Source organism: Corynebacterium provencense, assembly GCA_900049755.1.
GTDB classification, from domain to species: Bacteria; Actinomycetota; Actinomycetes; order Mycobacteriales; family Mycobacteriaceae; genus Corynebacterium; species Corynebacterium neomassiliense.
Genome location: LT160592.1, coordinates 832,674 through 854,226, shown reverse-complemented (window position 1 = coordinate 854,226; position 21,553 = coordinate 832,674). Strand labels below are relative to the sequence as shown.

Sequence of the window (21,553 nt, the reverse complement as noted above, 5' to 3'; positions counted from 1 at the left end):
AGTCGGAACTGAGCAGCGGAGCAGAATAATGAGCGAAAACGAGATCAAGGGCATCCTGGGCAAGAAGCTCGGCATGACCCAGATCTTCGACGAGGACAACCGGGTCGTTCCGGTCACCGTCGTCGAGGCTGGGCCCTGTGTCGTCACCCAGGTGCGCACCAAGGACACTGACGGCTACGAAGCCGTCCAGATCGCCTTCGGCGACATTGACCCTCGCAAGGTCAAGAAGCCGCAGGCCGGTCACTACAAGAAGGCCGGAGTCACCCCGCGCCGTCACATGGTGGAGTTCCGCGTCGACGACGCGTCCGCCTACGAGGTCGGCCAGGACATCACCGCCGAGCTCTTCTCCGACGTCACCTACGTGGACGTCACCGGCACCTCGAAGGGCAAGGGCTACGCCGGCGCAATGAAGCGCCACGGCTTCGCCGGCCAGGGTGCCTCCCACGGTAACCAGGCCGCCCACCGCCGTGTCGGCGGCATCGGCGCCTGCGCCACCCCCGGTCGTGTCTTCAAGGGCACCCGGATGGCCGGCCGGATGGGCAACGAGCGAGTCACCCTGCAGAACCTCAGGATCGCCCGGGTGGACGCCGAGTCCAACCTGCTCCTGATCAAGGGTGCGATTCCCGGAATCAACGGCGGCATCGTGACCGTCAAGACCGCAGTGAAGGGCGGTGCACACGCATGAGCAATCTGACCCTCAACGTCCACACCGCTGACGGATCCACCAACGGCACCGTCGAGCTTCCGGCGTCGATCTTCGACGTCGAGCCGTCCGTGCCGCTGATGCACCAGGTCGTCGTGGCCCAGCTCGCCGCGAAGCGACAGGGTACCCACGCCACCAAGACGCGTGGCATGGTCTCCGGTGGCGGCAGGAAGCCGTTCCGTCAGAAGGGCACCGGTCGTGCCCGCCAGGGTTCCACCCGCGCCCCCCACTTCACCGGTGGTGGCACGGTCCACGGTCCGCAGCCGCGTGACTACGACCAGCGGACCCCGAAGAAGATGAAGGCCGCCGCGCTGCGCGGAGCCCTCACCGACCGTGTCCGCAACGAGCGGATCCACCTCGTCGAGGAGCTGGTCGCAGGCCAGACCCCGTCAACGAAGTCGGCACGTACGTTCATCGAGCGGCTCACTGACCGCAGGTCCGTCCTCGTGGTTCTCGGCCGTGACGACGTCACCGCCTGGAAGTCCGTGAACAACCTCTCCGGTGTCCACGCTCTGGCGGCCGACCAGTTGAACACCTACGACGTCCTCAACGCGGACGACGTCATCTTCTCTGTCGAGGCTCTCAACACCTTCGTCGAGCAGTCCAGCAGGAAGGAGGAGGCAAAGTGAGCACTGTCGCCGATCCCCGGGACATCATCATCGCCCCCGTCGTCTCCGAGAAGTCCTACGGTCTCATGGAGCAGAACGTGTACACGTTCCTGGTGAGGCCCGATTCCAACAAGACCCAGATCAAGATTGCCGTCGAGGAGATCTTCGGTGTGAAGGTCGCCAGCGTCAACACTCTGAACCGTCCGGGAAAGCGTAAGCGTTCCCGCACCGGTTTCGGGCGGCGCAAGGCCACCAAGCGCGCCATGGTCACCCTGGTCGCCGGCAGCGAGCCCATCGACATCTTCGGTGGTGCGACCGCCTGAGGGCAGTCGTCACCGACAGGTAAAGAGAGAGCAGAAGTATGGCTATTCGCAAGTACAAGCCGACTACGCCGGGTCGCCGCCAGAGTTCCGTGTCCGAGTTCGACGAGATCACTCGTTCGACCCCGGAGAAGTCTCTGCTGCGCCCGCTGTCCAAGACCGGTGGCCGTAACGTGCACGGTCACATCACCACCCGTCACAAGGGTGGCGGTCACAAGCGCCGTTACCGCGTCATCGACTTCCGTCGTGTCGACAAGGACGGTGTGCCCGCCAAGGTCGCGCACATCGAGTACGACCCGAACCGCACCGCGAACATCGCGCTGCTGCACTTCGCCGACGGTGAGAAGCGTTACATCATCGCTCCGAAGGGTCTGAAGCAGGGCGCTGTCGTCGAGACCGGGGCACAGGCCGACATCAAGCCGGGGAACAACCTTCCCCTGCGCAACATCCCGACCGGTACCACGATCCACAACGTGGAGCTCAAGCCGGGCGGCGGCGCCAAGCTCGCCCGGTCCGCCGGTGTCAGCATCCAGCTGCTCGGTAAGGAAGGCCCGTACGCGATCCTGCGTATGCCGTCCTCCGAGATCCGTCGCGTCGACATCCGTTGCCGTGCCACCGTCGGTGAGGTCGGTAACGCCGACCAGATCAACATCCGCTGGGGCAAGGCCGGTCGTATGCGCTGGAAGGGCGTCCGCCCGACCGTCCGCGGTGTCGTGATGAACCCGGTCGACCACCCGCACGGTGGTGGTGAGGGCAAGACCTCAGGTGGCCGCCACCCCGTCTCCCCGTGGGGCCAGCCGGAGGGCCGCACCCGCAAGCCCAACCGTCCGAGCGACAAGCTGATCGTCCGCCGTCGCCGTGCCAACAAGAACAAGAAGCGCTAAAGGAGGTAGTTGAGAATGCCACGCAGCCTCAAAAAGGGCCCGTTCGTGGACGAACACCTCCTCGCGAAGGTGGACGCCCAGAACGACGCCGGCACCAAGAAGGTCATCAAGACCTGGTCGCGCCGTTCGACCATTCTCCCCGATTTCATCGGCCACACTTTCGCCGTCCACGACGGTCGGAAGCATGTCCCGGTGTTCATCGACGACTCGATGGTCGGTCACAAGTTGGGCGAGTTCGCCCCGACCAAGACCTTCAAGGGTCACATCAAGGACGACAAGAAGGGTCGGCGATAGTCATGTCCGACACCATCAATTCCGCACGCGCCACCGCCAAGTTCGTCCGGGTCACCCCGATGAAGGCACGTCGCGTCATCGACACCATCCGCGGCAAGTCCGTGGAGGACGCGCTGGCGATCCTGCGCTACGCCCCGCAGTCGGCCTCTGAGCCGGTCGCGAAGGTTGTCGCATCCGCCGCCGCGAACGCCGAGAACAACTTCGGCCTGGACCCCCGCACGCTCGTCGTCTCCGAGGCTTTCGCCGACGAAGGACCGACGCTCAAGCGGTTCCAGCCCCGCGCCCAGGGTCGGGCCTTCCAGATCCGCAAGCGCACCAGCCACATCACCGTGGTTGTCGAGAGCCAGAAGGGAAGTGCTCAGTAGTGGGCCAGAAGATTCACCCCCACGGCCTCCGGCTGGGTATCACTTCCGAGTGGCGCTCCCGCTGGTACGCCGACAAGCAGTACGCTGACTACCTCGCCGAGGACATCAAGATCCGCGAGTTCCTGTCCAAGGGCCTCGATCGCGCCGGCATCGCCGACGTCGTCATCGAGCGCACCCGCGACCGGGTCCGCGTGGACATCCACACCGCCCGCCCGGGCATCGTCATCGGACGCCGCGGCGCCGAGGCGGACCGGATCCGTGGCCGTCTGGAGAAGCTCACCGGTAAGCAGGTGCAGCTCAACATCCTCGAAGTCAAGAACATTGACGCCAACGCCCAGCTCGTGGCCCAGTCCATCGCTGAGCAGCTGAGCAACCGCGTGGCCTTCCGCCGGGCAATGCGCAAGGCGATCCAGTCCGCCATGCGTCAGCCCCAGGTCAAGGGCATCAAGGTTGTCTGCTCGGGTCGTCTCGGCGGTGCCGAGATGGGCCGCACCGAGCGGTACCACGAAGGTCGCGTCCCGCTCCACACGCTGCGGGCCGAGATCGACTACGGTACTTTCGAAGCCCACACCACCTTCGGCCGCATCGGCGTGAAGGTCTGGATCTACAAGGGCGACGTCGTCGGTGGCCGCCGCGAGTCCCTGCTCAACGCCCGCGAGGACCGCGGTGCCCGCGGCAACCGTCGCGAGCGTCCGCACGCCCGCGAGGACCGCGGTGCCCGCGGCAACCGTCGCGAGCGTCCGCGTCGCGGAGGAGCTCGGCGTCCGCGTGCCGACCAGAAGCAGGAGGGTTAACCCATGCTTATCCCCAAGCGGGTCAAGTTCCGCCGCCAGCACCGGCCGCACCGTTCCGGTGTGTCCAAGGGCGGCAACCGCGTGACCTTCGGCGACTACGGCCTGCAGGCCCTGGAGCCGACGTACATCACCAACCGCCAGATCGAGGCTGCCCGTATCGCCATCAACCGCCACGTCAAGCGTGGTGGCAAGGTGTGGATCAACATCTTCCCGGACCGCCCCCTGACCCAGAAGCCGCTCGGCGTGCGTATGGGTTCGGGTAAGGGCCCCGTGGAGAAGTGGGTCGCGAACGTCAAGCCCGGCCGTATCCTGTTCGAGATGAGCTACCCGAGTGAGGAAGTTGCCCTCGAGGCGCTCCGTCGTGCGGGCAACAAGCTCCCCTGCAAGGTGCGAATCGTGAAGAAGGAGGATCAGTTCTGATGGCTACCGGTACACCGGCCCACGAGCTCCGTGACCTCAGCAACGATGAGCTGACCACCAAGCTGAAGGAGGCGAAGGAGGAGCTGTTCAACCTGCGCTTCCAGAACGCCACCGGTCAGCTGACCAACAACCGTCGCCTCGGCACCGTCAAGCGCGACATCGCCCGGATCTACACCGTGCTCCGTGAGCGCGAGCTGGGCCTGTCCACCGCTCCGGAGGGTGACGCAGCATGAGTGAGACCAACGTGACCAACCAGAACACCAAGGGTGCCCGCAAGGTCCGGACCGGCTACGTCGTGTCCGACAAGATGAGCAAGACCATCGTCGTCGAGCTCGAGGACCGTAAGAAGCACGCCCTCTACGGCAAGATCATGCGTACCAACACCAAGGTGAAGGCGCACGACGAGGACAACGTCGCCGGTATCGGCGACCTGGTCCGCATCGAAGAGACCCGGCCGCTGTCCAAGGACAAGCACTTCCGTCTCGTCGAAATCGTCGAGAAGGCCAAGTAGGCCGTACAGGACAAGCCGGCCCGGCAGGGCCCGGCTGGTTCTCTGCGGTGGCCGGCAGGCCCCGCACCGTGTCACTGGTCCCCGTCCCGGGAGAGTTCCGGGGCGGGGACCTTCGGCATATCCGGCGGACGTGGGCAGGGCCGTACCCCGCCCCGCCACGTACCGGCCCGCTGTTGACCGGCGCCGGATGTCCGGGCACTGAGCGCGTGTCAGCGGGTCTGCTGCTGCTTCTTCGACACCTTTCCCACACCCGTCAACGGGAAACTGTCGACAATGTCGATGATGTCAGGCACGGCGAAGCTGGCGAGGCCGGCGGCCCTGACGAACTTCCGCAGTTTTGTCGCGGTCAGGCCCGCGGCGTGCGGGTCCGCACGGAACTCGGGCCGGGGAATGATGAAGGCGTGGATCTTTTCCCCGAGTACCTCGTCCGGGGCGCCGACGACGGAGACGTCGTGCACGGCGGGGTGGGTCAGCAGCGCATTCTCGACAGCTTCCGGCGCAATCTTCTCCCCACCCCGGTTGATCTGGTCTTTCGCTCTGCCGACGACGGTGAGGCAACCGTCTTTGAACACGACGATGTCCCCGGTGCGGTAGAACCCGTCGGGGGTGAATGACCTGGCGTTGACCTCGGGGGCGCGGTGGTACCTCCGGATGGTGTAGGGTCCGCGGGTCAGCAGGTTGCCGGGCGTACCCTCGGGGACGTCCTCGTCATGGTCGTCGACGACCCGGATCTCGTCCCACGGGCTCATGGGCCGGCCCTGTGTGGAGACGGTCTCCTCGACCGTGGCGTCCAACGGGGTGTAGTTGACCAGGCCCTCAGCCATCCCGAACACCTGCTGCAGCTTCCATCCCAGTTCCGGGGTGACCCGGCGTGCCGCCGCCTCAGACAGTTTCGCCCCTCCCACCCACACTGTGCGGACAGTGGAGAGGTCATGGTCGTCACGGTCGGGGAAGTTCAGCAGGCTGATCAGCGCAGGAGGGACCAGGGCCAGGTGGGTGACCCGGTGTTCGGCGATGAGGGGTAGCACCTCGGTGGGCATGGGGTCGGGGGAGAAGACCACTGTCGCCCCGACGTGCACTGCGCCGAGGATGCCGGGGGAACTCATCGTGAAGTTGTGGGACGCCGGCAGTGCGACGAGAAGCACGTCGCCGTGGTGGAGGTCGCAGACCTCCAGGGAGGCGCGGACGGAGTAGAGGTAGTCGTCGTGGGTGCGGGGGATCTGCTTGGGTACCCCGGTCGTCCCGCCCGAGAGCTGGAGGAAGGCAAGCTCGTCGGCGGGTACTTCGGCGGGCGCGGGGACGGGGAGTTCGTCGGCGTGTAGGTCACCGGAGTTCCAGGGGTCTTCGGCCCAGGTGTCGACGTAGATGCCGGTGATGTCCGTCCTGGCGGCCACGGTGGCGTGTACCCGGCTGAGATGGCGGTCGGGCCGGGCTGTGGAGAGGTAGTGGCGGGCCGGCGCGTGAGACGCGAAATGGAGGATTTCGGAGGAGCCGTGCGCGGGGAGGGAGAACACGGGGACCGCACCGATCCGCCAGAGGGCGAACACGGCCTCGAGGTAGGCGACGCAGTTCGGCAGCTGGATGATGACGCCGTCACCGCGGCCCACCCCGGCGTCGGCGAGGACTGCGGCTGCCCGCGACACACCGTCGTCGAGTTCGGCCCAGGTCACGCTGCGGTGACGGTCGACGGCGGCGGGCCGTCCGGGCCACGCGTCGACGGCACGTCGGAAGAGTTTCCAGTGCGTGTCCCCGGTCCAGGCACCACAGGACCGGTAGCGTTCGGCGTCCTGTACGGGGACGCCGTTGGCGAGGACGCCGGGATCAGTCGCCGCCTCCAGGGCGTTACGGGGGTCGGCGGGGGAATCAGTCCCGGGAACAGTCGACGGGTTCGGGTTCACTGCAGTCCTTTCAGAATCGAGGGGGTCGAGGCGTCCCAGCCGGCATCGGTGGCCAGTCCGGCGTGGGTGAGGTCGAGTTCGAGGACGCGGGGAGGAGTGTCCAGGACACCGGCCCAGGCGGTGGCCGGATCCCAGACACCGGGTGCTCCGTGGAGTCCTGCGACCCGGGGGTCGGCACGGGTGGCGACGATGAGCTGCACCACGCCCGTGAATCCCGAGAGGTCGACGGGTGATGCCGAGCGAAGCAGACCGTCGCAGTAGGCGAGGTTCGCGCCCAGGGTGAGGGTGACCGCGTCGGCGGCCTCCGCGCCCCCGGGGAGGTTGTCGATGTCGGGAACCCCGGCCACAGCGGCGATCTGGGCGGCGGTGAGGTTGCCGCCCCGGCCTGCCGCGTCTGCCGTGCCTGCCGCGTTCGCCGCGTTCACCGCGTTCACCGCGTCTGCCGTGCTCCGGGTGACGGGACCGTGACCGGCGGGGTAGGCGTCCATGATCCCGAGCCAGGAGACCTGTTCACCCCGGCGGAGAAGTTCGGCCGTCATCGCCTGGGCGAGGACACCGCCGAAAGAGTAACCGAGCAGCCGGTAGGGGCCGTGGTCCTGCACCTGCATGACGGAGTCGACGTAGCCGGAGGCGAGTTCGGAGAGATCGGTGACCTCCGGGTGGGGGTCGGGGAGCTGCAGGCCGGTGACGGGGACGTCCTCGGCCGAAAGCCGGTCGGCGAGGCCACGGAAAGGCAGGGCGAAACCTCCGCCGGGATGGACGGCGAACAGGGGTGTCCGGGTTCCCGGGCCGAGGGGCAGGATCTGACTGCTCCCGCCCCCGCTCAGTCGTGCTGCCAGGGCAGCCGGTGAACCTGTCTCCACGATGTCCTGGATGGTGACGTCCTCGAGCCCCTCCCGGCGCAGTCTGCCCAGCAGTCGCATGGCGAGGAGGGAATGGCCGCCGATGTCGAAGAAGTTGTCGTGCTCACCGACGTGGTCCTTCTTCAGGAGGGACGCCATGACGCGGGCGACGGTCGAGCTGACTTCGCCCGGGTCAGGCACGTCGGCGGTACCGTCGGCGGCCGGGCGGCCACCGGAGTGGGAGGTGACGGCTGTGGTGTGCGCGGGAAGCGTGGAGTGGGCGGGGGCAGGTGCGGTGGTGGCGTCCTCCCGTGTCCACCGGGGAAGCCCGGCGAGAACATCGCCGACGGTGGGCTCCGCCGCCTCCGTGACCTCTCCGGCGCTCCCGGCGCTCCCGGCACCGGCGTCCGCGAAGTAGCCGAGAACCCGGGTCAGGACTGTCCGTGCCGCGTCGACGAAACGGGAGTCCACCAGATCGGGGCGGTGGGCCAGGACCACGCGCACCGGTTCACCCGGGGCCGCCGGCGGTGAGACCACTGACACCGGGAAACTGGTCATGCCGTCGACCTGCACGTCGGTGACCCCGATCCTGCCCCGGGACAGTTGTTCTCCGGTGACCGGCGGCAGGGAGGGGAAGTTGTCGACGACGACGAGGGAGTCGAACAGTGCACCGGCACCGGCGAGCTGCTCGATCCGGCTGAGCGGTACCTGGTCGTGTGCGGTCATCCTGGCCTGGATACGTCCGACGTTGCGGAGTGTGTCGGTGAGGGTCTGCGAGGGGTCGAGGGTGACCCGTGCAGGCAGTGTGTTGATGAACAGTCCGACAGTGTCCTCGATACCGGGCAGCTGGGTGGGACGCCCGGAGACCGTGGTCCCGGAGACGATGTCGTCCGCACCGGTCAACGCAGACAGCGTCAGGGACCAGGCCGTCTGCAGGAGGGTGTTCACGGTCACTCCGGCGTGCCGTGCCCTGGCCGCGAGGGAGTCGGGGACGGTCAGTTCGTCGACGGACTCTCCGGTGACGCTGCCTGCCCTTTCGAGGTCGTCAGGGGTGGCCGGGGCGATGTCGCGGATCAGGGTGCCGTGGTCGAGACCGGCGAGGCGTTCACGCCAGGCGTCCTCGTCGGCGGCCGTTTCCCCGGAGTCTTCCCTGGACGCGAGCCAGTCGAGGTAGTCGGAGTACGGGGCGGCCTCCGGGAGGGGGTCACCGTGGTAGAGGGCCAGGAGGTCGCGGACCATGACCGGGGTGGACCATCCGTCGGTGAGCAGGTGGTGGTTGCCGAGGACGAGACAGGCGGACGCGGTGAGCAGGTCCTGCTCCGGTACCGCGGAGGAGGCGCCGGCCGCGCCGGCCGCCCCGGCACCGGGGCCTGCGCTGGGGCCGGCAGTCTGGCCGGCGCTGTTTCCGGGCCCGCTGTCGGGGAGGGGCTGCCGGGGCAGAAGAATGAGCTCCGCCGCGACGAGCGGACCGGTGGCGAGATCGATCCTGCGGGCAGCCATGGCCCGCAACCGGTCCTTCACGGCTCCTGCGGCGGCGTCCGCGGGCAGGTGGGAGAAGTCCACCGTCCGCCAGGGCAGTGTGACCCGGCGGGGGATGAGCTGCACCGGTTCGTCGAGGGAGTCGGAGTCGAAGCGGGCGCGCAACAGACCGTGGCGGCGGAGGACCGCCCGGAACGCGTCGTGGAGACGGTCCACGTCGACCTCCCCCGCGAGGTCGATACCGGCGGAGAGGACGTACCCGTCCCCTCCCGCGACCGCGTGGTAGAGGAGTCCCTCCTGCAGGGGGGACAGGGGGAGGACATCGGCCAGGGGGCCGTGCGTACCCTCCCAGAGGTCGATGAGGTCCCGGCTGACCGGCCGGAGGTTCGGCGGCAGGTGCACCAGGTCGGAGGGACTGCAGCCCCCCTGACCTGTCCGGGCGAGGACGGCCAGGGCGACAGCGGCCCCGGTGAGTCGTTCCACGAGTTCGGGGGAGCCCTGGTAGAGCCTGGCGGTGAGCACCGTCGTCTGCCCCGTGTCGGGGGCGTCCCCGGTTCCGGTGCTGACGAGCAGGTGGGATGCACCTGCGGTGAGCAGTACCCGCCCGGCGGGCAGCAGGCTTCCCGGGACGGACGACACTGTGAGCGCGGGGGTGTCCTCAGCCGGTCGCCCGGTTCTGAAGGCCTCCTTGACCCCGAGGAGGACAGACTTCGCCCTGTCTGATTTTCCTTCCCGTCCGTCCAGGTCGGAGGCTCCTGCCGCTGCAGGGACGACCCGGGTCCGGGTCAGGGAACCGAGGACGCCCCGGGCAGCGGACGGCCTGTCACGCAGGCCCACCGGGGCCCCGGTGGCAAGGGAGGCGAGCGCGGTGAGAACTTCCCCGACACCCGTCCCGTACTGCTCCGGGAGCAGTTCGGTGAGAGCCTCCGGATCAGGAAGGTCGAAGACCAGCGGTGACGCGGCCGACCCGGTGACAGGGGCGACCCGCACCGGGAGTTGTGCGGCTGCCCGCCACGAGCCGGGGGAGGGCTGCAGCGGCAGTCCGGTGAGCGCCCGGTGCAGTTCCCCGAGGAAGATGTCCGCTGCACCGGGGTCGAGGACGCCACGGTGGACGCAGACCCGTACCTCACCCTCGGCGTCCGGTGGGGTGATCTGCCACACGAGTCCACGTTCCGGCTGCAGTGCCGCGGTGAGCGCGGCGTCCTGTCCGGGGCCGGCCGGGGCTTCGCAGATGACAGCGTCGGGGACGGTCAGCGGGGTCCGCGGGACAATGAACCGGGGGCCGTCGTCGCCGGTGGGGTCGAAGACGGCCCGCAGTGCCCCGTGGGTGGTCATCATGTTCTGCACCGCGGCGAGGAGTCCGGCACGACCTCCGGGCAGGCCCAGTTCCGGGTCGATTCCGTGGAGGGTGCCGCACAGGGCGGTGTCAGCGGGGAGCGGCACGGTCGGCAGTGCCCCCGTGGCGACGGCGGTACCGCCGCCGGCCTCTCCGGCCGGGCGTGTGCCGGAGACAGTACCGGAGGTGGGGGCGGACAGGGCTCCGGCGGGTGTGACAGGTTCCGCGGACGTGGCGATGTCCGAGAGCAGGGTCCCGGTGAGGAACTCCCTGGCGGGCACCGCGTAGCCGCGCATCCGTAGTCTTCCGGAGGCGGTGAGGGCGGCGATGCTGTCGCCGCCGAGGGAGATGAAGTCGCGGTCGAGGGGAACCTGCGCCGCGTCGGAGAGACCGAGCAGCGGGGCGAGGACTTCGGCGAGCACAGGACCCGCACCTGCAGGTTCCACGGTGTCTCCGGGACCGGGGTCGGCGGGGAGGCCGGGGGCGTCAGCAGCAGGGGTACCGGCGGCACCTGCCGCACCACCGGCACTGCCGTTCAGGGCCTCCCACTCCTCCAGTGCCCGCCGGTCGACTTTTCCGCCGACGGTGAGGGGAAGCCTGTCATGGACCCGCACCCTCGTCGGGACCAGGTGGGAGGGCACCGTGGCGGCGACAGCGGAACGGACGTCGAACGGGGGCACCTGGGAGGACGCCTCCCGGGTGAGGCAGACATGGGCGACCAGCCGCAGCGCGCCAGGCCCACCGAAGGTTCCCACCGCCGCCGCGGTGACCTCGGGCAGTGCGAGAAGGGCTGCCTCAACCTCCCCGGGTTCCACCCGGTGTCCGCGGATCTCCAGCTGGTCGTCCGCCCGGCCGAGGAACAGGGTCGCCCCGGAGTCCTCCGAACCGCCTCGGCCGGGAACCCACCGGACGAGGTCGCCGGTACGGTAGCGGCGCACCCCGCCCGTGGCGTCCTTCCCCTCCTGAGGGCCGTCCGGGTCCGGTCGGGCAGGACGGACGGTGTCGAAGACCTCGGCGGTCCGTTCCGGCATCCCCCGGTAGCCCACAGCGGTCTGGGGACCGGACAGGTACAGTTCACCGGTCTCGTTGTCAGGGACGGGTTCACCGTCGACGTCGAGGATCTCGGCGACGGTACCGGGCACGGCGCGGCCGATGTTCACCGGACCGGGGGCGACCCGGGCCATGAGGGCGTCGACGGTGGATTCGGTGGGACCGTAGACGTTCCAGGCACCGAACCGGCCCGGACGTGCGCCGGAGTCCCCGCCGACCGACACCAGGCGGTCCCACAGTGACTGCGGTACAGCCTCTCCTCCCAGGATCACCGTCGACACGTCCGAGCTTTCCAGGGCACTTCCCAGGGCACCGGAGTCGATGAGCGCCCCGGCCAGTGAAGGGGTGGCGTCGAGCACCGAGATACGGTCGCGCAGCAGTGCGGCCCGCATCGCGGCGGGATCCCCGACGGTGTCCCTGTCGTAGAGGTGGACGGTGGCCCCGGTGAATATCCATGCCAGCTGGTCGAGTGCGGCGTCGAAGGAGAAGGACGCCGTGTGCGCGACATCGAGCCTGCCGTCGACGGAGCGGGACCAGGCGTCCTTCCACAGGTGCACCGAATGACCGGCCAGCAGTGCCTCGACGGCGGACCTGGTGATCTGCACCCCCTTGGGCGTACCGGTCGTCCCGGAGGTGTACAGGAGATAGGCCAGGTCAGGGACCTCGACGTCGTCGGCGGAGGGGGCGCGGACCCCGGTGGGCCGCAGGACGGCGGACTCCCCGAGGACGGCGACGGCCCCGGAGTCGGTGAGGATCCTGGCGCGCCGGGCCTGCGGATGCTCCCGGTCCAGGATGACGAAGGCCCGGTGTGCCCTCCACACGGCGAGGACGGCCACCGCCAGTTCCGGGGACTTCGGAAGGTCCAGTGCGATGACCGAGCCCGGGGGCGTGTCCGCCGACAGAGTGCGGGCCAGGGCGGCGACCCGGGCAGCGGTCTGCGCCGCGGTGAGTTCCGTGGCCCCGTCGTCGGAGACGAGCAGGGGACGGGTCTCATCCTCCCAGCCGTCCCGGGAGGCCAGGGAGTCGATCCTCCCGTCGAGTCCGGGAACCGGTCGGGGGAGCGGTTCACCGGCACGCGCGGCCGCGGTCCGTGCCCGCGTCTCTGCGTCCCGGAGTCGGATCTGTGACAGAGGGGTCGACCCGGGGACGTCGAAGAGCAGGGCGTGGATGTCCCGGAGACGCCGGAGTGCCGTCGGGGCGTCCACACTGCGTGGATCGGTCTCGAAGGCGATGTCCGTGCCACCGTCGGCGGCGGGGGTGACCACGAGGACGAGGTCCTCGGGAGGACCGCCGGCAATGTTGCGCAGGACGCCGACCGTGCCGTTGAAGTCGAGGGAGAAGTCGAAGGTCTTGAGATTCAGCCCGATGCCGTGCAGGACGGCAGGGTGTCCGAGGTCCCGGGCCAGCTCAGAGCCGGGGAAACGCTGGTGGGGCCGGACGGTGTCGAGCGCGGCCCCGGCCTCGGCGGCGACCTCGTCGAGGGTGGCGTCACCTCGGACGGGGAAGCGGACCGGAAGCATGTTCACCAGCATCGCCGGGGTACGGCGCAGCACTCCGCTGGTCCGGGCCATCATCGGCATCGCCAGCAGGGCTTCGGCGTCAGAACCGGTGGAGCTGACGGAAGGGACGGAAGGGATGAGGCCGAGTTTGCGCAGCCACGCCCCGTACGCGGCCATGACCAGGTCGGACCAGACCAGTCCCTGAGACTGGGCCCGGGTGCGCAGGGCGTCCATCTCCGCCGCGGTGATCCGGAGTGTGGTGGTGGTCGATGACGTGCCGGCTCCGTGGACGTGGTCCTCCCTCCCGGTGGTGTCCGGGGCGGGGGTGAGATAGTCGTGCCAGAAGGCACGGTCGGCGTCACGGCCGGAGGGGCCCTCGTCGGTGGTGTAGTCGCGGTCTGCCGCGACAATGTCGGCGACCGGGGAGAACCTGTTCCGGCGCGCGGGGCGTCCTCCGGCAAGCTCTGTGTAGTGGGCGGCGGTACGACGGGTGAGCAGGGCGGCACTGTACCCGTCGACGATGATGTGGTGGTAGAGCTGGATGCACCACACGGTGCGGCCCCTGTCCGGGTCACCTCCGGTCCAGCCGAGGTCGAGGATGAGGTACCGGTGCAGTTGTCCACCGGTCATCGTGCACCAGTGTTCCCCGCAGGACGCCTTCTCCGCGTCGATCACGGCCGAGGCCAGCAGTCGCGGGTCGGGTGCGTCTGACAGGTCCCGGACCTCGGGGAGCGGTGCGGGGGTGTCGTCGACGTACTGGCGTGGCCCGTCCGGGGTGTCCGTGAAACGCAGTCGCAGTGTCTCCGATTCGTCGACGGTCAGCCGGACCGACTCCGCCAGGATGTCGACGGGTGACCTTCCGTCTGCTCCGGGGGTCAGTCCCTCCAGTTCCAGGACCTCACCGACGACGTAGTACGGGGATGCGGGGTCGAGCAACTGGGCGTTCCAGATGCCGCGCTGGGCGGCTCCGAGTTCGAGGTGTGCGGGTGAAGACACGGTCTGGTGACCTTTCAGGTCTGGTGAGGCTTAGCTGATCCGGGTGGTAGAGTGCGCGCGGTACGTCCGCGTGCACGCAGAGAACTGGATGGAGAAGGGAACTATGTCTGAACAGGACGACAGGACAGTCGGGACGACCGGGACGACCGGGGACGCCGGGGGTGCAGTTCCGGCCGGTGCGGGGACTCCGGGGGCGGGCCCTGCGGAGCTGGACGCCGTGATGGATCGGCTCACCGCGAAAGTTGCCGGGCTGATGAACATCGGGGTCTCCGAGATCGACCCGGAGGAGGAGCTCATGGACCAGGGACTGGATTCGGTCCGGCTGGTCGAGGTGGTCTCCTTCCTCCGCGAACAGGGGTACCGGGCGGATTTCGCCGACCTCGCCGAGGACAGTTCACTGTCCGCCTGGCGTGAACTCCTGGAGGATCTGGGGGAGGATCTGGGGGAGGATCTGGGGGACTGAGCCCGGCAGACCGGCGGGCACCGGCCGGGCCGGCAGGTCGACGGACGGTGCCGCGGATCACCCGGGGTTCTGGACCAGATCTGCGAGCGCTCTCCGGTCCAGTTTGCCGTTGGCGTTCACGGGCAGTTCCGTGATGACCGAGATCTGCGACGGCACCATGTACTCGGGCACGGTACCGCCGAGCTGCGCGGCCAGTGCGGTGACGTCAGGGGTGGCGTCCTCTTCGGCGACGACGAAGGCGACCAGTGCCCGGGAACCGTCCTGGTCGACGGCGACGGCGGCGGCCTGCCGGACACCGGGCAGGTCCCGCAGGTGCGCTTCGACCTCACCGAGCTCCACGCGGTTGCCCCTGATCTTGACCTGGTCGCCGATACGGCCGAGGAACTTCAGCACGCGGCGTCCTCCCACGGTCGTCCAGGCGACGATGTCGCCGGTCCGGTACATCCGCCCACCGTCAACTTCCGGGTGCAGGGAGGGGACGAACGCCGCGGCGGTCTGCTGCGGCCGGTTGAGGTAGCCCAGGCCGACCTGCGGTCCGGCCAGACAGAGCTCGCCGGGGATGTCCCCGTCATCCGGGGCCACCTCCGTTCCTTCCTCGGTCACCACGTAGCAGGCCACGTTGTCCTCGGGAAGTCCGAGCAGGCTGGCGGTGTCGTCGAAGTCGGAGGCTCCGACCAGGTCGTGGGTGTACTCCACCCAGGTGACGTCCATGGCGGTCTCGGTGGGGCCGTAGAGTCCGTAGACCCGGCAGCCGATCTCGTCGAGGGAGCGTCGGACGATGTCGGCGGGCACCGCCTCACCGCCGAAGATCATGTGACGGATGTTGGAGAAGGTGGACAGCGGGACCCCGAGGTCGTCGAGGACGTCGAAGAGTACCCGCATCAACGAGGGGACCATCGACATGACTGTGACGTCATATCCGGCGATCATCTTCACCAGGGCGTCGACGTCCCCGGGCCACCAGTCCGGTGGCGGGACGACGACGGCACCACCGGTGGCCAGCGGGCCGATGAGTTCCCCGACGCCCACGTCGAAGCTGACCGGGGCCTTCTGGAGCATACGGATGGGGGTGGTGGTGTCACCGACACTTGTCAGGGCCCGTCCCATCCACTGCATGTGTGCACTGACACCCCGGTGGGTGTTCACCGCACCCTTCGGCGTCCCCGTGGTACCTGAGGTGTAGATGATGTAGCAGGGGTCCTCCCCGGTGAGCGGACGGGACTGCTCGGCGCGGGTGAAAGTGCCGACGGTGGACCATGCGGGGTCGGCGGAACCGTCGATGAGGGCCCTGCCCAGGGGGGAATCGTCCGTGACGGTCGCTGTGACAACCCCCGACTTCGTCAGTCTCTCGGCGAGGTCCTCCGGCAGGGAGGCGCCCCCGAGGGCGAATGCGGCGGCCGGTTCACAGTCGGAGAAGATGAAGCTGACCCTCTCCGCAGGGTAGGACGCATCGACGGGGACGTACACCGCGCCCGCGCGGATGATTCCGGTGACGACGGCGGACATCCAGCCGCAGCGGTTGGCCACGACGACGACCCTGTCACCGGTTCCGATGCCCCGGTCCCTCAGATAGCGGGCCACGGCGGTGGCACGACGGTCGACCTCCGCGAAGGTGAGCGGACCGCCGTCGCCGACGACCGCCGTCTGTTCCGGGACCCGGGCGGCGGTCCGGGCGAGAAGTTCGTCGAGGGTCCCGGGTTCGACCGGGTGTGCCGGGCCGAAGCGCAGGTCGTCGCGGCGACCGGTGTAGACGGGACTGGGGGCGCTCACTGGGTGATCCTTTCGGAGGAGGGGAAGGTGCCGGTCGACAGGTCCGTCGGCACACCGCCGGCGGCGGGGGACTGTGCCGGGCCGGCGGCGGGGGACTGTGCCGGGCTGACGCCGAGACCGGCGAGGACACGGTCGGACAGTTCGCCGAGGCAGCTCAGGTTCGCGAAACCGGGTCCCTGTCGGAAGCCTGCGAGGGAGGGCAGGAACAGGGTGGGCCGCATGCCGCCCAGGCTCAGGTCGGGGGTGATCCGGTCCTCGACGGCGGCGGTGGTCACAGGACCGCCGCAGGCGGAGATCAGCGAGGCGACGACCCTGTCGTCCATCATGCGGGTGAACCACAGCGGGGAGTTCCCCCGGGCATCGATGACGAGATCGAAGATCTCGGTGTGCTCCGCGACCTGCCCCCCGGGAAGACTGCGGGCAACGTGGACTGCCGCCGAGCCGTGGTGGTCATTGACGGAGAGGACGCGTCCACGCAGGTGACTGACCCGGTCCTCGGCCATGAGACTGGTCTGGACCCGGCCGGAGAACACTCCACGGTCGCACCGTGCGATCACGTCACGGCGGGCGTCCTCGTCGAGCTCGACCCACTTGCGCGGGTCCGTGTAGATCTCGTTCTCGAACACCCCCTCCCCGCGGGAGAAGATGGTCGCCGTGGGGGAGATCACGGAGATGTCCACGACGGTGTGACGGATGATCTCGTCGGTCACCGACGCCGCGGTCTCCCCTCCGCCGATGACGGCGACCCGGCTGGCGGCGGGAAGACTGCCGGATCCGACGGCGGACCAGAAGCCGGAGACGGACATCACGGTCGGAAGTGGTGCGATGCGCCGGTCGGAGCGGCCGGGTCCGGTCACGAGCAGGGCGTCGGCGGTGATCCGGGTGGTTGACCCGTCCGCCAGATCCACCGAGAGTGACCATCCGTCGGCGTCGCGCAGTCCGGTGCGTCGGGCGTTCCTCAGGCCGATCCTGGTGACCTGTCCGTTGACGAGGTCCATCCTGGTGTTCACGGCCGCCCAGCGCAGGTAGTCGGCCCAGAGGTAGTGGCGGGGGGCGGGATGCCCCCGGTCGACCCATGCGGCGTAACGGTCGGTGGCCACGAGGAAGGACGGCCACGACACCGACATGAGCTCACGGTCGACGGCACGGTTGAGAGGGTCGGCCTCCGTCCTGCCGGCGATTCTGGTGCGGTAGGGGAATCCCACGTCCTTGGTGGGGGAGGTTCCGAGCTGGTGGCGACCATCGGTCCAGCCTCCACCGGACCTCCAGTTGCCGCCGATTCCCTGGTAGTCGATGACGGTGATGTCGGGGGCAGGTAGTCCGAGGCGGCGCAGTGCGTGCGCCTTGGCCTGCACGGCGACGGCCTTCGGGCCGGCACCGAGGATGGCGAGTGACTTCACGGTAGGGCGAACTCCTGACGGCTTGGCGGATGACGACGGACAGGCTACCCTGTGCTGACCACCCTGATCAAAGGGTAGGATTACTTATGTCCAGAGAAAGTGAATTCTTGTGACCGACAATCAAACTCCGGGTCCTGTGACCGGCCCCGGTGCGGCCGGATCCGGAGACGACGGTCTCGTCCCCGGTGACAACGGAACTGTGGATCTCAGTATTCTGCACAGACTTCGCACAGATATTCCTGAGTCTGAGTTCCTCCCGGATCCCCCTCCTGTACCGCAGACTCTGGGACAGGGACTGGACGACAACTTCGCCCTCCGGACCGCTGACCCGGACCGTGACGCCGAGATGGTCAGCAGATGGATGAAGACCCCGGAACTTGAGGCTGCCTGGGAGCAGCCCTGGGAGCCGGAGCGGTGGGCCGCGGACTGGCGGGCGAAACTGTCGACCACCTACTCTGTGCCCGTCATCGTCTCCTACAACGGCAGAGATGTCGGATACATGGAGATCTACCGTCCCCACCGGGACGAAATCGGCAAGATCTACCGCTCTGACCCGCATGATTTCGGCTGGCATGTGGCCGTCGGGGACGCCTCGCTGACGAGCAGGGGGATCTTCGGGCCGTTCCTGCAAGGGCTGACCCGGGCGCTGGTTGACGCCGACCCCCTGTGCCGGCTGGTGATCGTTGAACCGGACGCCTCCAATGTGCGCGTACACCACGGACTGCGGGCCTTCGGGGCAGTGGACGCAGGGGAGTGGCAGCAGCGTGCGGACCGGCGTGTCCGCCTGTTCCTCTGGCCGGAGCGCGGAGAAGTGGCTGAGAACCGCTTGTACGAGAGGGAGGACTGAGAGGGGAACCTGAGGATTTCCTGCTTCGGGCCTCCCCTGACCCGGAGGGGCGGCCGCAGCTGACACCGCCGGGACGCGAGGCCCCGGAACCCCGGCACCGTAGCTGCCGTCACAACTGGGGGCCGAGCACGGGGGACCTGCCCGTGAGAGCCTCACGACCCAGGACGGCAAGTTTGTCCCGCCGCCGTTCATGCAGGGTGTGGGTGCGCAGGTCCCTCCAGTACCGGTCGAGTCCGTTCTCCCCGTGGACCGCGGCCCCGCGGGTTCCGGTCAGTTCGTAGACCCGGGACGCCAGATCCACGGTGAGTTCGCCGGTCGTCACCTTCGCGGCGGCGGTCTGCAGGGCGACCCGGGTGCGCAGATCGGGGGAGGGGTCGTCAGCCGCCCACAGTGCGTCGAGGGAACGTCCGGCTTTCTCGACGACTGCTTCGGCGGCGAAACGCCGTGCGACAAGCTCACCGGCCAGGTGGGCGGTCAGATCGTCGGGGTCGGCGTCCTCCTGTCCAGCGGAGGATGACTGCAGGGCCCCCGGCTGTCGATGTACGGGCCGGGCGCCGGGACCGGTGCGGCTGCCTGTGACGAGTGCGAGGGCGGCGTCGAGTGCGGCCCCGGCCACACCGACGTCAATTGCCGCGTGGAGGAGCTGTGCGAACGCCCCGTAGCCGGGCAGGGCGAGAGCACGCCCGAATGCGTACGCCCGCCCGGAGGGGACCGGCACCCTGTGGAAGGACACCGTGCCGGAGCCTGTGTAACGCTGGCCCAGGGCGTCCCAGTCGTGGTGTACCGTCACTCCCGGGGCATCAGCTTCGACGAAGACCGCAACCGTCTGTCCGTCCGCCGGGGCGGTCTCCGCCGCCGGCCGACCGGTCACCGCGAGGACGTCGGCGTACGGTGACCCGGTGCAGAACACCTTCACCCCGTCGACGGTGTCGCCGACGGTGACAGGGTCACGCTCTGCCTGGGCGTTGGCGACCAGTGTCCCCGAGATCAGCCTGTCCGCCCAGTACTGTTCACTCTCCGGATGCTCACCGTCGAACAGCCACCGGCTGAACGTGAAGTGGGACTGGGGGATCTGTGCCAGAGAGCCGTCCGCGGACGCCAGGACGCGGAGAGCTTCGGCGATACGGGAAGGTGGCGCGCCGGGTCCTCCGAGACGTCGGGGTACCGTGGCGGCGAGCAGGCCTGAGGTCTTCAACGCCTTCACCGCCCCGGCCACGACCTCTGCCCGGTCAGCACCGGGACCGGCTGCGTCGACCACCTCGGCCACAGAGCGAGCCCCGTCGACGGGATCGGCTGTGCCGTTTGTGCCGGTCGTGCCACTGGGGTGATGACGTGGATCCGGCGCTGTGCGCACCGTCACGGGACCGGGGAGGGGACGGGGGTTTCCGAGGCTCGGAGAGGAGCGATGATCTCCCGGCCGAAGCGTTCCAGCTCCTCCTGGAAGTTCAGGTACCCGGTCAGTACCAGGTCCACCCCGATCTCACGCAACTCACTGATCCTGTCGGTGATCTGTTCCGCCGTCCCGATCAGACCGGTGCGGAAACCGTCGTTGTACTGCACAAGATCCTCGAAAGAGGAGTTGGCCCACATTCCCTTGCCGTCGGAGGAGGACTGTCCGGCCTGGCGCACGGATTCCGCGAAGCCTTCGACTGCGTCCCGGTCGGCCCGGTCGATGATCTCACGCAGCCTTGCATGGGCTCCGGCCTCGGAGTCGTCGAGGATGACGAAGGCGTTCACCCCGATCTTCGTCTCCCTGCCGGCCTTCTCGGCATGGCGGCGGACCTGGGCGATCTGGTCGGCAAGTTCATCGACCGGGGCACCGTTGAGGAAGTACCAGTCAGCGTAGCGTCCCCCGTTGACCTGGGCGGCGCTGGAGTTTCCCCCCTGGAACAGTTCGGGGGCGGTCGTCGGTCGGGGACTGACCGAATAGTCGTGGAGACGGTAGAAGTCACCGGAGAACTCCGCATGGTCGCCGGAGAAAATTGCTCGGAGAACCTGGAGGAACTCCGCCGAACGGCGGTAGCGTTCATCGTGTTCCAGCCAGGGCTCCCCGAACTTCCGGAACTCCTCGCGAAGCCAGCCGGACACGACGTTGAGTGCGAAACGACCGTCATAGAGTTCACCGGCCGTGGTCGCCAGGTTGGCCAGGACCGCAGGATGCCAGAGACCGGGGTGTACGGCGGCGATGACCCTGAGCCTTTCGGTGGCCTCCAGCAGTGCCAGGGAGAAACTCACTGACTCATGCTGCGACTCTGCACCGTAGGAGCCGAGATACCGGACCTGGGTGAGTGCGTAGTCGAAGCCGACCTGCTCAGCGGTGCGCGCGAGACGCCGGTTGTAGTCGATGCCCCAGTCGGTGGTCTGCTCGATGTCCGAGACGACCAGACCGCCGGAGACGTTGGGTACCCAGTAGGCGAAGCTGATGCTGTCGGTGACGCGTGCGGTGGACATCAGATCCCTCCCACGCTCGACACCTGGGAGCCGTGGAAGACCAGCGGCGCGGCGGACGGGGCACGGGAGATGACCCGGTCGACCTGGAGTATGGCGGTGACGTGGTCACCGGTCTCGAGTTCCTCGGTGATCTGTCCGGTGAGGTGGACCACGGCGTCCTCGAGCAGGACCGCCCCGCGGTCGTCCTCCCACCCGATCCCGGTGAACCTGTCGTCCTGCGGGCCGGCGAGCTGCCGGACCAGCGGCGCGTGGTCGGTGGTGAGCACGGAGACCCCGATGTGTTCTGCGCGGCGGATCAGGGGCCACGACCGTGAACTCTTCTGGATACTCACCGCGACGAGAGCCGGTTCGAGGGAAAGACCGACATATGATCCGACGATGAGCCCGACCGGAGCGCCGTCCACGACCGCGGCGACGGTGGTGATCGGTGTGGGGATGGACGCCCAGGCGGCGCGGAGTTCGGTGGGGGAGAGCGGGGCGGCGGAGGAGAGTTCCGGTGCTGTCGGCGCAGCTACACCGGTCAGGGTCGTGCCGGTCGTGCTGTCGGTTCGGGCGGTTTGTGTGGTTGTCGTTGTCATGACCACGAGTAGACCACTCGGTCTGTGACTGCCGCCAGGGTTCGC

The 21,553-nt window shown here is 68.6% G+C and carries 19 protein-coding genes; 12 read left to right on the top strand and 7 right to left on the bottom strand.

Annotated features, from left to right (window positions below; genetic code table 11):
- The first annotated feature begins 28 nt into the window (after positions 1–28).
- Genes rplC through rpsQ form a run of 10 tightly spaced genes read left to right on the top strand, consistent with a single transcriptional unit; the run spans position 29 to position 4,899 of the window.
- Positions 29–685, top strand: a complete 657-nt coding sequence (rplC, locus tag BN3906_RS03895; protein ID WP_066584369.1) for a 50S ribosomal protein L3 — start codon at positions 29–31, stop codon at positions 683–685.
- Positions 682–1,332, top strand: a complete 651-nt coding sequence (gene rplD, locus BN3906_RS03890; RefSeq protein ID WP_066584363.1) for a 50S ribosomal protein L4 — start codon at positions 682–684, stop codon at positions 1,330–1,332. Before rplC ends, rplD begins: the two co-directional genes overlap by 4 nt.
- Positions 1,329–1,634: a 50S ribosomal protein L23 gene (rplW, locus tag BN3906_RS03885; protein ID WP_066584360.1), complete on the top strand. Its 306-nt coding sequence runs from the start codon at positions 1,329–1,331 to the stop codon at positions 1,632–1,634. Before rplD ends, rplW begins: the two co-directional genes overlap by 4 nt.
- A 38-nt stretch (positions 1,635–1,672) precedes the next feature.
- Entirely contained in the window at positions 1,673–2,515 is an 843-nt protein-coding gene (rplB, locus tag BN3906_RS03880) for a 50S ribosomal protein L2 (protein ID WP_066584354.1), read from the top strand.
- A gap of 15 nt (positions 2,516–2,530) precedes the next feature.
- Complete coding sequence (gene rpsS / locus BN3906_RS03875) at positions 2,531–2,809, top strand: 30S ribosomal protein S19 (protein ID WP_066584351.1); 279 nt, start codon at positions 2,531–2,533, stop codon at positions 2,807–2,809.
- 2 nt (positions 2,810–2,811) lie between these two features.
- Positions 2,812–3,174: a 50S ribosomal protein L22 gene (gene rplV, locus BN3906_RS03870; protein ID WP_066584349.1), complete on the top strand. Its 363-nt coding sequence runs from the start codon at positions 2,812–2,814 to the stop codon at positions 3,172–3,174.
- A complete protein-coding gene (gene rpsC / locus BN3906_RS03865; protein ID WP_066584347.1) occupies positions 3,174–3,968 on the top strand; it encodes a 30S ribosomal protein S3 in 795 nt (264 codons plus the stop codon). Before rplV ends, rpsC begins: the two co-directional genes overlap by 1 nt.
- A 3-nt stretch (positions 3,969–3,971) precedes the next feature.
- On the top strand, positions 3,972–4,388 hold the full coding sequence (rplP, locus tag BN3906_RS03860) for a 50S ribosomal protein L16 (RefSeq protein ID WP_066584337.1): 417 nt from the start codon (positions 3,972–3,974) through the stop codon (positions 4,386–4,388).
- On the top strand, positions 4,388–4,621 hold the full coding sequence (gene rpmC, locus BN3906_RS03855; protein ID WP_014010886.1) for a 50S ribosomal protein L29: 234 nt from the start codon (positions 4,388–4,390) through the stop codon (positions 4,619–4,621). The genes rplP and rpmC overlap by 1 nt, the downstream gene beginning before the upstream one ends.
- Positions 4,618–4,899 (top strand): 30S ribosomal protein S17, encoded by a 282-nt coding sequence (rpsQ, locus tag BN3906_RS03850; RefSeq protein ID WP_066584335.1) that lies wholly within the window; start codon positions 4,618–4,620, stop codon positions 4,897–4,899. Before rpmC ends, rpsQ begins: the two co-directional genes overlap by 4 nt.
- A gap of 209 nt (positions 4,900–5,108) precedes the next feature.
- Here the strand turns inward: rpsQ and BN3906_RS03845 are convergent, their stop codons facing one another.
- Together BN3906_RS03845 and BN3906_RS03840 are read right to left on the bottom strand one after the other, a co-directional pair.
- Positions 5,109–6,797, bottom strand: a complete 1,689-nt coding sequence (locus tag BN3906_RS03845; protein WP_261796822.1) for a (2,3-dihydroxybenzoyl)adenylate synthase — start codon at positions 6,795–6,797, stop codon at positions 5,109–5,111.
- The gene (locus BN3906_RS03840) at positions 6,794–13,999 is read right to left on the bottom strand and encodes a condensation domain-containing protein (protein ID WP_066584334.1); all 7,206 of its coding nucleotides are present in this window, start codon (positions 13,997–13,999) and stop codon (positions 6,794–6,796) included. The genes BN3906_RS03845 and BN3906_RS03840 overlap by 4 nt, the downstream gene beginning before the upstream one ends.
- A gap of 103 nt (positions 14,000–14,102) precedes the next feature.
- Here BN3906_RS03840 and BN3906_RS03835 point away from each other — a divergent pair, with 103 nt between their 5' ends.
- On the top strand, positions 14,103–14,462 hold the full coding sequence (locus BN3906_RS03835) for a phosphopantetheine-binding protein (RefSeq protein ID WP_187119883.1): 360 nt from the start codon (positions 14,103–14,105) through the stop codon (positions 14,460–14,462).
- A gap of 57 nt (positions 14,463–14,519) precedes the next feature.
- On the opposite strand, the gene BN3906_RS03830 is transcribed toward BN3906_RS03835, so the two are convergent.
- Both BN3906_RS03830 and BN3906_RS03825 read right to left on the bottom strand, forming a co-directional pair.
- Positions 14,520–16,232 (bottom strand): amino acid adenylation domain-containing protein, encoded by a 1,713-nt coding sequence (locus BN3906_RS03830; RefSeq protein WP_066584331.1) that lies wholly within the window; start codon positions 16,230–16,232, stop codon positions 14,520–14,522.
- A complete protein-coding gene (locus BN3906_RS03825; RefSeq protein ID WP_066584328.1) occupies positions 16,229–17,632 on the bottom strand; it encodes a SidA/IucD/PvdA family monooxygenase in 1,404 nt (467 codons plus the stop codon). Before BN3906_RS03825 ends, BN3906_RS03830 begins: the two co-directional genes overlap by 4 nt.
- Before the next feature lie 109 nt (positions 17,633–17,741).
- Here BN3906_RS03825 and BN3906_RS03820 point away from each other — a divergent pair, with 109 nt between their 5' ends.
- Complete coding sequence (locus tag BN3906_RS03820; protein WP_147592744.1) at positions 17,742–18,479, top strand: GNAT family N-acetyltransferase; 738 nt, start codon at positions 17,742–17,744, stop codon at positions 18,477–18,479.
- A gap of 109 nt (positions 18,480–18,588) precedes the next feature.
- Here the strand turns inward: BN3906_RS03820 and BN3906_RS03815 are convergent, their stop codons facing one another.
- The 3 genes from BN3906_RS03815 to BN3906_RS03805 all read right to left on the bottom strand — a co-directional run bounded on the left by BN3906_RS03815 (position 18,589) and on the right by BN3906_RS03805 (position 21,508).
- Positions 18,589–19,737, bottom strand: coding sequence for an acyl-CoA dehydrogenase family protein (locus BN3906_RS03815; RefSeq protein ID WP_261796821.1), 1,149 nt, complete (start codon positions 19,735–19,737; stop codon positions 18,589–18,591).
- A gap of 98 nt (positions 19,738–19,835) precedes the next feature.
- On the bottom strand, positions 19,836–20,930 hold the full coding sequence (gene sfnG / locus BN3906_RS03810) for a dimethylsulfone monooxygenase SfnG (RefSeq protein ID WP_066584321.1): 1,095 nt from the start codon (positions 20,928–20,930) through the stop codon (positions 19,836–19,838).
- Positions 20,930–21,508: a flavin reductase family protein gene (locus tag BN3906_RS03805; protein WP_078057216.1), complete on the bottom strand. Its 579-nt coding sequence runs from the start codon at positions 21,506–21,508 to the stop codon at positions 20,930–20,932. Before BN3906_RS03805 ends, sfnG begins: the two co-directional genes overlap by 1 nt.
- Positions 21,509–21,553: the final 45 nt, after the last annotated feature.